Annotated in this window: 9 protein-coding genes and 1 pseudogene; 3 read left to right on the top strand and 7 right to left on the bottom strand. The window is 65.8% G+C overall.

All coding sequences use genetic code 11. The features are described from left to right. Positions 1-98: 98 nt before the first annotated feature. The gene (locus LB554_RS07180; protein ID WP_224583815.1) at positions 99-4,508 is read left to right on the top strand and encodes an autotransporter domain-containing protein; all 4,410 of its coding nucleotides are present in this window, start codon (positions 99-101) and stop codon (positions 4,506-4,508) included. A gap of 61 nt (positions 4,509-4,569) precedes the next feature. Here LB554_RS07180 and LB554_RS07185 read toward each other — a convergent pair whose 3' ends face one another. From LB554_RS07185 to LB554_RS07215, 7 genes and pseudogenes are all read right to left on the bottom strand, one after another. Next, positions 4,570-5,451: an EamA family transporter gene (locus tag LB554_RS07185; RefSeq protein WP_224583817.1), complete on the bottom strand. Its 882-nt coding sequence runs from the start codon at positions 5,449-5,451 to the stop codon at positions 4,570-4,572. Between the two features lie 411 nt (positions 5,452-5,862). Next, a complete protein-coding gene (locus tag LB554_RS07190; RefSeq protein WP_140663379.1) occupies positions 5,863-6,945 on the bottom strand; it encodes a sensor histidine kinase in 1,083 nt (360 codons plus the stop codon). Positions 6,946-7,176: 231 nt separating this feature from the next. Further along, a pseudogene (locus tag LB554_RS07195) lies at positions 7,177-7,365 on the bottom strand (RND transporter); the annotation flags it as partial. 43 nt (positions 7,366-7,408) lie between these two features. Continuing rightward, on the bottom strand, positions 7,409-10,564 hold the full coding sequence (locus LB554_RS07200; RefSeq protein WP_224583819.1) for an efflux RND transporter permease subunit: 3,156 nt from the start codon (positions 10,562-10,564) through the stop codon (positions 7,409-7,411). A 4-nt stretch (positions 10,565-10,568) separates the two neighbouring features. Next, positions 10,569-11,843 (bottom strand): efflux RND transporter periplasmic adaptor subunit, encoded by a 1,275-nt coding sequence (locus LB554_RS07205; protein WP_224584041.1) that lies wholly within the window; start codon positions 11,841-11,843, stop codon positions 10,569-10,571. A gap of 304 nt (positions 11,844-12,147) precedes the next feature. Continuing rightward, a complete protein-coding gene (locus LB554_RS07210) occupies positions 12,148-12,378 on the bottom strand; it encodes a hypothetical protein (protein ID WP_224527071.1) in 231 nt (76 codons plus the stop codon). A gap of 103 nt (positions 12,379-12,481) precedes the next feature. Then, complete coding sequence (locus LB554_RS07215; protein WP_224583821.1) at positions 12,482-13,183, bottom strand: hypothetical protein; 702 nt, start codon at positions 13,181-13,183, stop codon at positions 12,482-12,484. A 216-nt stretch (positions 13,184-13,399) separates the two neighbouring features. On the opposite strand from LB554_RS07215, the gene LB554_RS07220 reads away from it, so the two are divergent. Then, the gene (locus LB554_RS07220) at positions 13,400-14,128 is read left to right on the top strand and encodes a response regulator (protein WP_224583824.1); all 729 of its coding nucleotides are present in this window, start codon (positions 13,400-13,402) and stop codon (positions 14,126-14,128) included. Continuing rightward, positions 14,125-15,366, top strand: coding sequence for an ATP-binding protein (locus LB554_RS07225; protein ID WP_224583826.1), 1,242 nt, complete (start codon positions 14,125-14,127; stop codon positions 15,364-15,366). The genes LB554_RS07220 and LB554_RS07225 overlap by 4 nt, the downstream gene beginning before the upstream one ends. Positions 15,367-15,407: the final 41 nt, after the last annotated feature.

Raw genomic sequence — 15,407 nt, forward strand, 5'->3', positions numbered from 1 at the left:
ACTCCAGTCCAATTCCGGTGCGGCCCTGCCCAAGACAAGGCCGGGCTCCAATGACATGTCAGCCTCAGGGTGAAACGACTGTCATGTCAGGGGATCGAATGCCGCGGAATGCATTTGGAGGCCGCAAGGCCAACGCATTGAAAAACCTGGCGCTGGCGTCGACGGCACTGGTCTGCCTTGGCCTGCCGATCCCCGCATCGGCAGCCGAGATCTGGACCGGCGCCGCCTCCACGGATTGGTTTACCGCCGGAAACTGGAACCCCGCCGCTGTTCCGAAATCGAGCGACGATGTTATGCTCGATCCGGTGTTCCCGCACCCGACCGTGGTCAATGCGGCGAATGCGGCCGCTCATTATCTGTTTGTCGGCACCATTTCGAGTTACTCGGGCTCGCTGACGATCACCAATGGCGGCACCCTCTCCGACACTGCCGGCTATCTCGGCTACGCTTCGGACGCGAGCGGCACCGTGAGCGTCACTGGAGCAGGCTCCGTCTGGAGCAACAGTTCGGACCTTTTCCTTGCCTTGGGTACGAACAGCAACGGCACCTTGACGATCTCCAGCGGCGGCGCTGTGAGCGACAAAGTGGGTCATGTCGGCTACGGCCCGGGCACCGGCACCGTAACGGTGGACGGCCCGGGCTCGACATGGACCAACAGCGGAGATCTTTATATCGCCGAATTTGGCACAGGCACGCTGGACATCACCAATGGCGGCGTGGTCAGCAATGCCATGGGCACCATCGGTTGGCATGTAGGCTCCACCGGCACGGTGACGGTCGACGGAGCGGGTTCGACCTGGACAAACTCCTCCCACCTATACGTCGGCGATCAGGGCACCGGTGCGCTGAAAATCTCGAACGGCGGCAAGGTCAGCAATCTGAGCGGTATCCTGGGCAACCTGGCGGGCTCCAGTGGCACGGCAACTGTCGACGGTGCTGGCTCGACCTGGGTGAACGCGGCCCTTGCGGTTGGGAACGCGGGCTTCGGCGCGCTGACGGTCACGAATGGCGGCGCGGTCACCAGTTCGGTGGGCTATGCCGGCTATGCCGCGGGCTCCAAGGGCCTGGTGGCGGTCGACGGCGTCGGCTCGGCCTGGACCAACACTTCGGACCTCTTCATCGGCTTCCAGGGCCAGGGTACGCTGACGGTCTCGAATAGCGGCGCGGTCAGCAACACCATCGGTATGATCGGCGCGCAGACGGGCTCGACCGGCATCGCGTTCGTCGATGGCGCCGGCTCGATCTGGACAAACAGCTCCAACCTGATTGTGGGCAATTTGGGTAACGGCGCACTGGGGATCACTCACGGCGGCGTGGTCAGCAACACCTGGGCCGCTGTCGGCGCGAAGACGGGCTCCATCGGCATGGCGTTCGTCGACGGCACCGGCTCGACCTGGACCAACAGCGGAAACCTGAGTATTGGCGATTTCGGCGCCGGCACTTTGGCGATAAGCAATGGCGGCGCCGTCACCAACGCCTGGGGCTTTGTCGGCAACTCGGCGGGCTCGGCTGGCGAAGTGTTCGTCGACGGCGCGGGATCAAAGTGGACAAATAGCGGGAATCTCTACCTCGGGGGTCTCAGCACGGGCACGCTGACGATCTCGAACGGCGGCGCGGTCAGCGACACTGTAGGCGCTGTGGGCACCATGGCGGGCTCGACGGGCTTTGCCACTATCACCGGTGCGGGCTCGACCTGGACAAGCAGTTCCGACTTCTATGTCGGCGATGGAGGCACTGGCACGCTGAAAATCCTGAACGGTGGCGCAGTCAGCAATGCCATGGGCTACGTTGGCTTCGAGGCGGCCTCGACGGGCACGGCAATGGTCGACGGTGCAGGCTCGACCTGGACCAACAGCGGAAACCTCAAGGTTGGGGTTGCGGGCACGGGCACGCTAGTTGTCACGAACGGTGGCGGCGTGAGCAACCTTGCTGGCTATCTCGGATATGCCGCGGGCTCGACCGGGACGGCGACGGTGGACGGCACCGGCTCAACCTGGGCGAATACGGGCGAACTCATTGTTGGCCAATCAGGAACCGGCACGCTCGACATCACCAATGGCGGCGCCGTTAGCAACCAGACTGGCTCTGCGGGCTACGACGTCGGGTCCATGGGCACCGTCACGGTCGATGGACCGGGTTCGAGCTGGACGAATTCCGGCGACCTGTTCCTCGGTTTCAAGGGCGCCGGCACGCTCCAGGTGGCAGATGGCGGCCATGTCCTCAACCAGGCCGCGCTCCTCGCAGTGTTTGAAACCGCAACCGCCACCGTGACGGTGGACGGGGCGGGATCCTCCTGGAGCACCGATGACAATCTTATCCTGGGAAGCGCCGGTCACGCGGCACTTTCCATCTCCAGCGGCGGTTCAGCGGATGCAGATTCCGTCTTTGTCGGCCAGGCGGCGACAGCCACCGGTGCGGTTACCGTCGACGGCGTGGGCTCGAAATGGACCAACAAGAACGGCATGTACCTTGGCGGTCTGGGAATCGGCACTCTTGCCGTCACCAATGGCGGCGTCGCATCCGGCGGCGGCACCTACATGGCGTTCGCCGCCGGTGCCACCGGCCAGGCAACCGTTGATGGCCCGGCCTCACTGTGGGAGATGCACGGCGACCTGGATATCGGGTTCGGCGGCACTGCTTCGGTGACGCTCTCCAACGGCGGCACCGCTCTGGTGGACGGCTCTACCGTGATCGCCAGCCAGGCCGGCTCTGTCGGCGCGCTTAACATCGGCGGCGCGGCGGGCTCCGCGGCGGCGGGCGCCGGCGTCCTCGATTCGGCAACGTTGCAGTTCGGCTCCGGCACCGGCACGCTCAATTTCAACCATACCAGCGCGAACAATGGCTTCGCTTCGGCGATCAGCGGACTGGGGACGATCAACCAGATCGCCGGCAACACCAAGTTGACCAGTAATTCCTCCGGCTTCACCGGGACGACGAACGTTCTCGGCGGCGGCCTCTATGTCAACGGCTCGCTCGGCGGCGCGATAAATGTCACCGGCGGCCTGCTTGGCGGGTCGGGCACGGTAGGCATTGTGACCATTGCTTCGGGCGGCACCTTTGCACCGGGCAATTCGATCGGCACGATCAATGTTAGCAACACAGCCTTCTCGGCCGGTTCGACTTACGCAGTTGAAGTCGAAATCGGCGGCACATCCGATCGGATCAGCGCCACCGGTACGGTGACGATCGGCGGCGGCACGGTCGACGTCATCCCCTATCCGGATTATGCGACCGGCACGACCTATACGATCGTCACGGCGGCGGGCGGTGTCACCGGCACCTTCGACAAGGCCAGTCTCGAAGGCGGCTCGATCTTCATTGCGCCGACGCTCACCTATGACGCGAACAATGTCTATCTCAACCTGGCCAAGGCAAGCTTTGCCAGTGTAGGCCTGACGCCGAACCAGATCGCCACCGGCGGCGGCGCCGAAAGCCTTGGCGCCGGCAATCCGCTCTTCGATGCCATCTTTGCCTTGCCGAGCGAGGCAGCCGCCCAGGACGCTTTCGACCAGCTTTCCGGCGAAATCCATGCCTCGGCCAAGGGCCTGCTGATCGAGGACTCCCGCTTCATCCGCGACGCCGCCAACAGCCGCATCGCCGCCTTCGGCGATGCCGGCGCGGCGGCGGCACTTCCGGTCATGGCCTATGGTGAGGGCGGCCCCGAAATGGTCGCCGCCGATACCGATCGCTTCGCCGTCTGGGGCCAGGCGTTCGGTTCCAGGGGCAGTAGCGACAGCGACGGCAACGCCGCCACCTTCGACCGCTCGACCGGCGGCCTACTGGCCGGCGCCGACACTTTGGTCGGCGGCTGGCGCGTCGGTGTTCTCGGCGGCTACAGCCATTCCTCCTTCAACGCCGCCGATCGCAATTCCTCCGGCAAGAGCGACAGCTACCATCTCGGCCTCTATGGCGGCACCAATTGGGGCGCCATCGCCTTCCGCACCGGTGCTGCCTACAGCTGGAGCAGCCTCTCGACCAAGCGCTCCGTCGCCTTCACCGGTTTTGCCGATCAGCTCTCGGCCGACTACGATGCGGGCACCGCGCAGATGTTCGGCGAACTCGCCTACAAGGCCGAGACCGGCGGGAGCTTCAAGTTCGAACCCTTCGCTAACCTCGCTTATGTCAGCCTGCACACTGACGGCTTCAGCGAAACCGGCGGTGCGGCGGCCTTGACCAGCGCCGGCGCGAGCAGCAACGTCACCTTCGCCACGCTCGGCTTGCGCGGCTCGACCGATTTTGGGCTTGGCGGCGTCAATGCCACCGCGCGCGGCATGCTTGGCTGGCGCCACGCTTTCGGCGACGTCACGCCGACCTCAAGTTTCGCCTTCGCCGGCGGCGACGCCTTCACCATCGCCGGCGTGCCGATCGCCAGGGACGCGGCGGTTATCGAAGCTGGCATCGACATGAAAGTGTCGCCCAATGCCACGCTCGGCCTGTCCTATTCCGGGCAGTTCGGTGGTGGCGCCTTCGACAACGGCGCCAAGGCAAACCTCAGCGTCAAGTTCTGACGACAACAGGCCGCCGGCTCGCGCCAAATTGACGTCGCCGGGCGGTCCTGGCGTCCGCCCCCTACTCCGGCGACGGCACCGGCGGCTTCGAGGTCAGCGCGGTGCCGGCAGCGGCCACGATCACGGCGGCGATGCCGGCCAATTGCGGCGTGGTCAGGCTTTCCCGCAGGAACAGGAACCCGGCCAGCGCGCCAAGCCCCGGCTCGAGGCAGGTCAGCGTGCCATAGATGCGCGCCGGCATGCGGGTCAGCGCCACCATCTCCAGGAAGAACGGCAGCGCGCTCGAGAACAGGCCGACGAGCAGCGCGCTGACCAGGATCGACGGCGCGAGCAGGCCGCTTCCCGCCTCGGCAATGCCAAAGGGCAGCACCAGCACAGCGGCGATCGCCATGCCATAGGCGGTGATGCGGGTGCCGAGTTCCGCGCCCGCCTTCTGCGCCAGAACGATATAGAGTGCCCAGAACCCGCCGGCCGCCAGCGCCAGCATCACGCCAATCGGGTCGAGCGGCTTTAGCGAGTGGATGAAGGGCGACAACAGCACGATGCCGGCGACCGCAAGTGCGATCCAGGCAAAGTCGCTGGCCCGCCGAGAGGTCAGTGTCGCCACCAGCAGCGGACCGGAAAACTCCAGCGCCACCGCGACGCCAAGCGGGATCCTGGCAAGTGCCGCGTAGAACAGAAGGTTGAGCGCGCACAGCGTCACCCCATAGGCGATGAGCCACGGCATGGTGGCGCGCGAGGGCCGTACCTGCCAGGGCCGCAGCACCGCGATCAGCATCAGCGCGCCGATGACCAGCCTGAGCGTCGTCGTGCCTTGCGCGCCGATCACCGGAAACAGCGTCTTGGCGAAGGTGGCGCCGATCTGGATCGACACCATGGCCCCCATCAGCGCCGCGACCGGCAAGGGTGCGGCTTCGCGGCTGGCAAGCGGCATTGATGTCACTTGTGCTTCATCCTCCATGCCGCGAGGCGAAAACCTGCCCGGCAGCATGCAATAGGATGAACCGGCCCGGCTGTCGTGAGACAGCGCGGATGCCTCAATAGGGGCACGGCCAGAGGCGGCCGATGCCGTAGGGCGATTCCGCCACCGACAGGGCATCGGGCACCGGCGCGACACCGATGGCCGCCGGCCCACGGACGCGTCGCTGGCGGCGGCCTGGTTGAGTTCGACGACGGTCCCTGCCCTGAGCAGATGCGCCGTAGTCGGTCAGCGTGGTGGGCGAAAGCGCCGTGCGCCGCGCCAGTTCGGCACGACTGCGGACCGTCGTCGCGCAGCATGCGCAGGATCGCCGCTCCAGACTGGATTTGGCAGAACGCCGAACCCGCCCTAACCAGTTGGTTTCCTGGAATTGCCCTAGGCCGCGGCGGCGGAGCGCTTGAACACGATCGTGACCCGCGTGCCTTCGTCGGCGCTGGAAGTCACGTCGAACTCAGCCTTGGCGTTCTCTGTCAGCGATTGTGCGATGAGCGCGCCGAGCTTGCCTTGCTTGGGCCAGCTCTCGCCTTCCGGCAACCCGATCCCGTCATCGGCGACGACGACGCGGCAGCCATCCCCGTTCACGACGCTGTGCAACGTGATCGTGCCGCTGTCACGCCCGCGAAATGCATGCTTGAGCGCATTGGTCAGCAATTCGTTGACCACCAGGCCGGTGGGCATGGCAACGTTGATCGAAACCGGGTAGGTGTCCACCTTCATGTCGAGGCGAATGCCCTCGACAGCATGCGAACTCATCACGGCTGACGCGATCTGGCTCAGATAGACGCCGAGATCGACCTCCTCCTTGTGCTCCTCGCCCGATAGCGTTTGATAGAGGATGGCCAAGGCGTCGACGCGGCCGGCCAGTCTTTCGAAGCGTTTCCGGTCCGGCTCGGTCGCATTGCGCGTTTCGAGGCGGATCAGGGCGGTGATCATCTGCAGATTGTTCTTCACCCGGTGCTGCAACTCCCGCAGCAGCGTGTCTTTCTCGCGGACGCGCTCCTCGATCGAGCGCGCATCTTCGGTCTCGCCATGGGCCGAGACGTCGACCAGTGCCACCAGCCGGAAGCAGGCCTTGCCGTTGTCATCCTCGATGACGTTGGAATAGACGTCGACGATCGCAGGCTTGTCCTCGGCCCGCTCGAGCCGGAACGTGCCGACGAAATCGGTCCCGTCGACCACCGCATCAGACAGCGCGCTGTCCTTCTGCTGGTGCAGGCCAATGCCGGAAAGTGCCGCCCAATGCTTCTGGGCGAGGCTGGCCGCCTTCAGGCCCGACAGTTTCTCGAACTCCGGATTGGCATAGACGACACGTTCCTGCCCGCCGAGGTCCGAAACGGCGATGGCAATCGGCACCTGGTCGAGGAACTTCTTGAACTGTTCGCTTTCCAGCGCGCTGGCAAGGTCGGGCGTTTCCAGCAACTGCTCGACCGTTTCCGCCTTATCTGAATTCGATATCATCTCTTGCATCCAGGAATTTTCTGGACGCCACCAATATCAGCGAAGCGATGCGCGAGCTATCGCCAAAAGTGCCACTTTCACCGGCATCAGGACTAGGCCCGCGCCGGCCTGGTCCCGCGCAACGGCAGCGCCATGGTGAAATCCAGGCCGTCGCCAAGATAATTCACCTTGATGATGGCATCGCATTGCAAGCGTTCCCCAGCCTGGAACCCCTGCAGGAACCCGAACCGGTCAACTCTGGCCGGCCACCTTCGCCAGCCGCGGACCGGTCTTGCCGTCGACGATTTCGGGCCTGGCGCTGTCGACCGCGCCGTCCCAGCCGCCGCAGAGCGCCTTGTTGAGGGCGATGTAGTCGGTCGCCAGAAGGACGCGGCTCTGCAACAGCGAATCCTCGGCCGAGTAGAGCGAGCGCTGGGCCTCGCGGCCACCGAGCCACGTTCAAAACCTCTCATGTGAAGAACCCTTACTGCTGGTTGGCCGTCACCGGCGTTTCGCCCTTATCCTGCCCGGGATCTGGTTTGGCCACCCTGCCCTTGAAGATGCGCCGCACCGTGACGAACAGCAGCGGCACCAGGAACACACCGATCACGGTCGCGGCGATCATGCCGCCCATCACGCCGATGCCGACGGAGTTCTGCGCGCCCGAGCCGGCGCCGCTGGCGATCGCAAGCGGCGTGACGCCGAGGATGAAGGCCAGCGACGTCATCAGGATCGGCCGCAACCGCTGTCGCGCCGCCTCGAGCGTTGCCTCCACCAGCCCCATGCCGGCCGCCTGCCGTTCAATGGCGAACTCGACGATCAGGATGGCGTTCTTGGCGGCGAGGCCGATCGTGGTCAGCAGGCCGACCTTGAAATAGACGTCGTTGGTCTGGCCGAACAGGCTTGCCGCCAGCAGCGCGCCGAAGATGCCGATCGGTACCGACAGCATCACCGCGAACGGGATCGACCAGCTCTCATAGAGCGCGGCCAGGCACAGGAACACGACCAAGGCCGAGATCGCATAGAGCGACATCGCCTGGTTGCCCGAAAGCCGCTCCTGATGCGACAGCCCGGTCCATTCATGCGAATAGCCGGCCGGCAGTTGCGCGACGAGTTTGTCGATCTCGTCCATCGCCGCACCCGAGCTCACGCCCGCTGCCGCCGCGCCCTGGATCTCGACCGCGGCCGAACCATTATAGCGTTCGAGCCGGGGCGAACCGAATGTCCAGTGGCTGGAGGCAAAGGCCGAGAACGGCACCATGGCGCCGCTTGAATTGCGGACCTGCCATTTGTCGAGATCCTCCGGCTGCATGCGGAAATTCGCGTCCGATTGCATGTAGACCGGCTTCACCCGTCCGCGATCGATGAAGTCGTTGACGTAATCGCTGCCCCAGGCGCTGGACAACGTGTTGTTGATGTCGGCAAGGCTGACGCCCAGCGCGCTCGCCTTCTCCTGGTCGATGTCGACCGAGAATTGCGGCTGGTCCTCCTGGCCGTTGGGACGCGTGTTTGCGAGCACCTTGCTCTGCCCAGCCAAGGCCAGAAGCTGGTTGCGCGTCTGGATCAGCGCGTCATGGCCGGCGCCGTTGACGTCCTGCAGGTAGAAATCGAAGCCGTTGGTGTTGCCGAAGCCCTGGATGGCCGGGGGCGCCAGCGCGAAGACCTGCGCATCCCTGATCTTGGAGAACGCGCCCATGGCGCGGCCGGCGATCGCCTGCGCGGCCATTGCGGGCGACTTGCGCTGGGCGAAATCCTTCAGCCGCACGAAGCCGATGCCGACATTCTGCCCGGCTCCGCCGAAGCCGAAGCCCGACGCGGTGAAGACCCCGTCGACGGCGTCCTTTTCGTCGTTGAGATAGTGGTCGGTGACTTGCTTCAGCACGCGCTCCGTGCGGTCCTGTGTGGCGCCGACCGGCAATTGCACGCTGGTGATCAGGATGCCCTGGTCCTCTTCCGGCAGGAACGAGCTCGGCAACCGCGCAAACATCCAGCCCATGGCGACGACAATGGCGAGGAAGATGGCAAGAAATCGCCACGACCGGTTGATGATGCCGTGCGAGCCGTCGCGATAGGCCGTCGTGCCGCGATCGAACATCCTGTTGAACCAGCCGAACGGACCGGTCTGCGTGGCATGGTCCTTCGGCCGCCGCAGGATCGTGGCGCACAGTGCCGGCGTCAGCACCAGCGCCACCAGCACGGACAGCACCATGGCCGAGACGATGGTCACCGAGAACTGCCGGTAGATGATGCCGGTCGAGCCGCCGAAGAAGGCCATCGGCACGAACACCGCCGACAGCACGGTGGCGATGCCGACCAGCGCGCCGGTGATCTCGTTCATCGATTTTCGCGTCGCTTCTTTCGGCGACAGATCTTCCTCCTGCATGACGCGTTCGACATTCTCGACCACGACGATGGCGTCGTCGACGAGCAGGCCGATGGCCAGCACCATGGCGAACATGGTCAGCGTGTTGACCGAATAGCCGAACAGCGACAGCACGCCGAACGTGCCCAGCAGCACCACCGGCACCGCGATTGTCGGGATGATCGTCGCCCGCAAATTCTGCAGGAAGATGAACATCACCAGGAACACCAGCACGATCGCCTCGGCCAGCGTCTTGACCACCTCCTCGATCGACAGCCGCACGAAGGGCGAGGTGTCGTAGGGATAGACGACCTCGACGCCTTGCGGGAAGGTCGAGCTCAGCCGGTTTATCGTCGAGCGCACCGCTTCGGCGGTGCTGATCGCGTTGGCACCGGTCGCCAGGTTGACGGCGACGCCCGCCGCCGGCTTGCCGTTGTAGTTGGCTTGCGTTGTATAGCTTTCGGCGCCGAGTTCGACGGTGGCGACGTCGTTGAGGCGGACCAGCGAGCCGTCCGTCTGGCTCTTCAGGATGATATTGCGGAACTGTTCGGCGGTTTGCAGCCGGCTCTTGGCGGTCACCGTGGCGTTGAGCTGCTGGCCCTTGCGCGCCGGCAGACCACCGAGCTGGCCGGCCGAAACCTGCGTGTTCTGCGCCTCGATGGCACTCGCCACGTCGCTTGGCATCAGCGCGTATTTGGCCAGCTTGTCGGGGTCGAGCCAGATCCGCATCGCATAGCCCGAGCCGAAGAGCTGCGTCGAGCCCACGCCTTCGACGCGCTTCAGCGTGTCGTTGACGGTGGCGTCGACATAGTCGGCGAGGTCGGTCGAGTTCATCTTGCCGTCGCTGGAGACGAAGCCGATGACCATCAGGAAGCCGGTCGAGGATTTGGAGACGGTGATGCCGTTGCTCTGCACTACCTGCGGCAGTTGCGACTGCACCAGCTGCAGCTTGTTCTGCGTCTGCACCTGGGCGGTGTCGGGGTCGGCCGAACTGGTGAAGGTCAGCGTGATCGACGCAGAACCGGTCGAGGTCGACGTCGCCGTCATGTAATCGAGGTTGTCGATGCCGGTCATGCCTTGCTCGATGACCTTGGTCACCGAGTTCTCGACCGTCTGGGCGTCCGCGCCCGGATAGGTGGCGCTGATATTGACCGTGGTCGGCGCGATCTGCGGATATTGCGAGATCGGCAGCGTGGTGAGTGCGAGCAGACCGCCCAGCATGATCACGATGGCGATCACCCAGGCGAAGATCGGCCGGTTGATGAAAAATGCTGACATCGTCTCAGTTCCCGGTCGACGCGGCGGGTTGCTGGCCGGTGCTGGCCACCTTGGATGGGGCCGGCAAGGCGGAGGTCTGGCCGCGATCCTTGATCTCACCGGTCGCCTCGTCGATCGTCACTTCGACGCCGGTCGCATCGCCGCCGGGGCGCACGAGCTGCAGGCCCTCGACGATGACACGGTCACCATCGCCCACGCCGCTGTCGACCAGCCAGCTGTTGCCGACGGTGTTGCGCACGGCGAGCACGCGCGTCTCGACCTTGCCCTGCGCATTGATGACCATGGCCGTCGCCTCACCCTTCGTATTGCGGGTGACGGCGCGCTGCGGCACGAGAAAACTGTTCTGGGCAACGCCCTCCTCGACCAGCGCCCGCACATACATGCCCGGCAGAAGCAGGCGGTCGGGATTGGGAAACTCGGCCCTGAGCGCGAACGTGCCGGTGGTCTGGTCGACATTGGCGCCGGCGAATTCCAGCTTGCCGGTCTGCGCGTAGATGGTGCCGTTCTCGAGCTTCAGCTTAACGCTGACATTGGGGCCGCTGAACTTCAGCCGCCCTTCCGAGATCGCCTGGCGCAGGTTGAGCAAATTGGTGCTCGACTGCGTGACGTCGACATTGATCGGATCGAGCGAGCGGATCGTGGTCAGCACCGTCTCCTGGTTGGCGGTCACCAGCGCGCCCGGTGTCAGCGTGGACTTGTCGATGCGGCCTGCGATCGGCGCGGTGATCGAGGTGCGGTCGAGGCTGATGCGCGCGGTTTCGGCGCTCGCCTTGGCGGAAGCCACATCCGCCTGGGCCTGCGCAAGCGTGGCGGCGGCGTCATCATAATCCTGTTTGGAAACAACGTTCTGCTTCAACAGGCCGGCGTATCTGTCGAACTTGGCCTGCGCGGTAGGCACCGCCGCCGCCGCCTTCTGCTGCGCCGCGACCGCGCTGTCATAAGCCGCCTTGTAGCTCGCCGGGTCGATGAGGTAGAGCGGCTGTCCCGCCGCCACCTCGCTGCCTTCCTTGAACAGTCGTTGCTGGATGATGCCGTTCACTTGTGGACGCACCTCGGCGATCAGCGAGGCCGCCGTGCGCCCCGACAGTTCGGCTGTGATCGCCACCGATTGCGGATGCAGCGTGACGACGCCGACTTCCGGTTTGCCGACGCCGCCCATGCCTGCGGGAGCCTTGCCGCCCTCTTGTGAGCAGGCCGCCAGGAGAAGAGCCGCGGCAAGCGCCGTCCAGGACGCGAGCCGGCGAACTGGCGGGGAGGACTGCCTAGACTGCATGGACATGGCTGAATGATCTTTCGCTGGAGGTGCGGTGACCGCCTGGGCTTTGGCCAGGCGGTGACCGCCTGGGCTTTGGCCAATGCAAAGCGAGGCCGAACGCCGGCGGTCGCAGGTGAGGCTTGAGGCGGACGATGTCGTGACGAGGGGTCGCGCCCACTTGCGGGCGGCGTCGAGCGGTGCTTCGAAGCGGCTCATGTCGCGCTCCTTCTTCCTGGCTGGAGCGCACCCGAGGATCGGATGGCTGGCCGCGATGCCCTCCGCGCCATTATGCCGATCAGCACCGACATGCCAAGCGCCTTGCCAGGTCTCACGCGATCTTGCGGTCATGATTTCCGTGGCCATCGGCGTGCCGCGAGATCGGCAGCGACAGGCGCCAGGCGGCGAATTCCAGCCGGATCGCGCCTTGCAGCGTGTCGACCGGCAAGGCCGGCGGCGTTGCGGCATGATCGATGCGCCGGCCGAACGAATATTTCGGGCTGGCCGATGCGATCAGCCGCAGCAGCATCAGGGCTTCCCACATTGTCGTGCCTTGTTGCATGGGGTGAATCCGGGAAGGCGCGATCCGCCATCCCGGAGAAGGAAACCCGGCCGGCCCGGGAACGGGTTGGGTACCGGGGCCGGCCGGCGCAGCCGGTCGGTTGTCAGCCGTTCCCGGGCGGGGGCGGCGGCATCGGGCCATCATTGGGCGGGCCTGCCGGACCGACTGCGTCATTCGGCGGGCCGCCCCATGGACCGGGGGGTGGTCCATGGGGGCGTTCCGCCGAAACGAGGATTTCGAGCTGTTCAGGCGTGAGCTTGGCGCGCAGCTCGGCGATCGCGTCCTTCAGCTTGGCGGCCGAAGCCGCACGCGCCGTGACGTCGTCTGCCATCCTTTCCTGGAAGGCGAACGGATCGGGCTTGCCGGCCGGCCCTGCATCGGGGCCTTTCGCCTGCGGCCCGCCATCCGGCCCTCCAGGCCCGCCAGTGCCACCCGGACCACGGTCCGGCCGCGGTGGCGAAAGCACCGCCTGCAGCGCGCTGGTGTAGTCGCGCCAGGCGTCGAGCTGTTCGCTGCGGATGCCGACGCGTGTTTCGAGCGCGGCGAGCCGGGCGGCCAGCATGAATTCCGGCGGCGGCCCCACGCGGCGGGGGCCGAAGCCTTGCGGGCCGAAACTGTGCGGGCCAAAACCTTGCGGACCCCATCCTTGCGAAGGATGCGGCATCGAGCCATGGTCCGTTCCATCCTGCATTGCCATGGCAGGCGGCGGCCCGCCTGGCGCCGCGCCCGGGTCGGGCTGCGCCGCCAGCGCGGGGTGGATGGCGGCGGCGGAAAACAGGCCGAGCGCAAGAAGTCTGCTTCGCATACGGTATTCCTTTCCATGCTTTGGACGTCAGGAGGATAGGAAGCGTGTTTGTCTGCTTCGCGTCGGCATGTTGCCGAAGGTTTCCGCAAAAGGGCAATTTGTTTCCGAATGTTGCCATCCCCCGGCCAGAAACATTGGGTTGCAATTTTCCATGCCGCTTGCACGCGCGCTCCCTATAATCAGGACAAGCCCGGGATCATGGGCAAGGGCACGATAATGCAGTCACAACCCCATATCCTCGTCGTCGACGACGACCGCGAAATCCGCACACTGCTCGGACGCTATCTCGATGGCCAGGGTTTTCGCGTCTCGGTGGCGGCCGACAGGCGCGAATGCGAGCAGAAGCTGGCCACTGGCCAGTTCGACCTGGCCGTGCTCGACGTCATGCTGCCGGATGGTTCGGGGCTCGACATCTGCCGGGCCTTGCGCGACCGCAAGCCGCATATTCCCGTCATCCTGCTGACGGCGCTGAAGGAGGATGTCGACCGCATCATCGGGCTGGAACTCGGCGCCGACGACTATCTCGGCAAGCCGTTCAACCCGCGCGAGCTCATCGCCCGCATCCGCGCCGTGCTCAGGCGCTCGACGCCGGAAGAAGCGGCGCCCGCGCCTCCGCCCCGCGCCTACCGCTTCGCCAGCTACAGGCTGGAGCCAGACACCCGCAAGGTGACGGATGCGCAGGGCGCGGCCGTCGATCTCACCGGCGCCGAATTCGACCTGTTGCAGGTGTTCCTCGACCGCCCCGGCCGGCTGCTGTCGCGCGACCAGCTGCTTGATCTCACACAAGGCCGCGAACGCGACCCGCTCGAACGCTCGGTCGACGTGCTGATGAGCCGGCTGCGCCGCAAATTCACCGACACCGGCGACGGGCCGCTGTTCAAGACGGTGCGCAATGGCGGCTACCAGCTAACCGCGCGCGTCGAGACGGTGGAGGCGCAGGCGTGAACTCGCTGCGCCGCCGCCTCATCCTTTTGCTGGTCGCCTCCATCGTCGGTGTCGTCGGCCTGGCGACGGCGGCGGTCCTCAGCGTGCGCGGCGGCGGGCCGCCGCCGGAACTCGTCGTGCCATGGGTTGCCCAGCAGATGGAACTCGTGGTGCGGCTGCTGCCGGGGCCGATACCGGATGTGCTGCGAGTGCAATTCAGCGACCGGCCGGCGGATGGCAAGGTGGACCGGCAGGAGACGGCGATGCTCAATGATCTGCTGCGCCGCCGCGGCTTCGACGTGCTGGCCATTGTCAGCGACAAACCGGGTGAACCCAGCCAACGTGCCTCGATGCGCCTGCCCGACAGCCGGTGGGCGATCCTCGAAATAGCACATATCGATCCGCCCAGGCGCGAATGGCTGGTTCTTGCCGGCTGGATCTCGCTGATCGTGGCCGGCGCCACCGCCGTCTCTGTCTATTTCACCTCGGTGCTGATCCGGCCGCTCGAAATGCTGGAGGCCACCGTCTCCAAGATCGGCAGCGACGGCGTGCTGGCGCCGGTGCCGGAGGTGGGCTCGGCCGAGGTCAAGGCCACGGCGCACGCACTGAACCAGCTCTCGTCCAGGCTGAAGACCGCCATGGAAAGCCGCATGCGGCTGGTGGCCGCCGCCGGCCACGACCTGCGCACGCCGATGACGCGCATGCGGCTGCGCGCCGAATTCCTCGACGAGGAGCGCGACAAGTGGCTGCACGACCTCGACGAGCTCGACCGCATCGCCGACAGCGCCATCCGCCTGGTGCGCGAGGAGGTGAACCAGGATGCCGTCGAGCCGCTCGACCTGGAAAAGATGGTGCGCGACATATCTGCCGAGATGGTCACGCTCGGCCATTCCGTCTCGATCGGGCATCTGGACAGGGTTGCGGTCCGCGCCGGCGCGCTCGGCCTGCGCCGCGCCCTGCGCAATCTGGTCGTCAACGCCGCCACCCACGGCAAGGCCTGCACGATCGCGCTCGACCTCGCCGACAGGCGCGCCGTGCTCTCCATATCGGACGTCGGCCCGGGCATTCCGCCCGACCTCATCCACAAGGCCTTCGAGCCCTTCTTCCGCGTCGACCCCGGCCGCCAGCAATCCATTCCAGGCGCCGGCCTCGGCCTCGCCATCGCCAAGGAGATCATCGAGCGCTACGGCGGCACCGTGACGCTGGAGAACCGCCAGGGCGGCGGGCTGGCGCAGACGGTGGTGTTCGCGGCGGTGTGATTGGGTCAGGCCCGTCCACATCGCGAAAGGCAGCCCAATGC

The organism is Mesorhizobium sp. CO1-1-11, assembly GCF_020164995.1.
GTDB classification, from domain to species: domain Bacteria; phylum Pseudomonadota; class Alphaproteobacteria; order Rhizobiales; family Rhizobiaceae; genus Mesorhizobium; species Mesorhizobium australicum.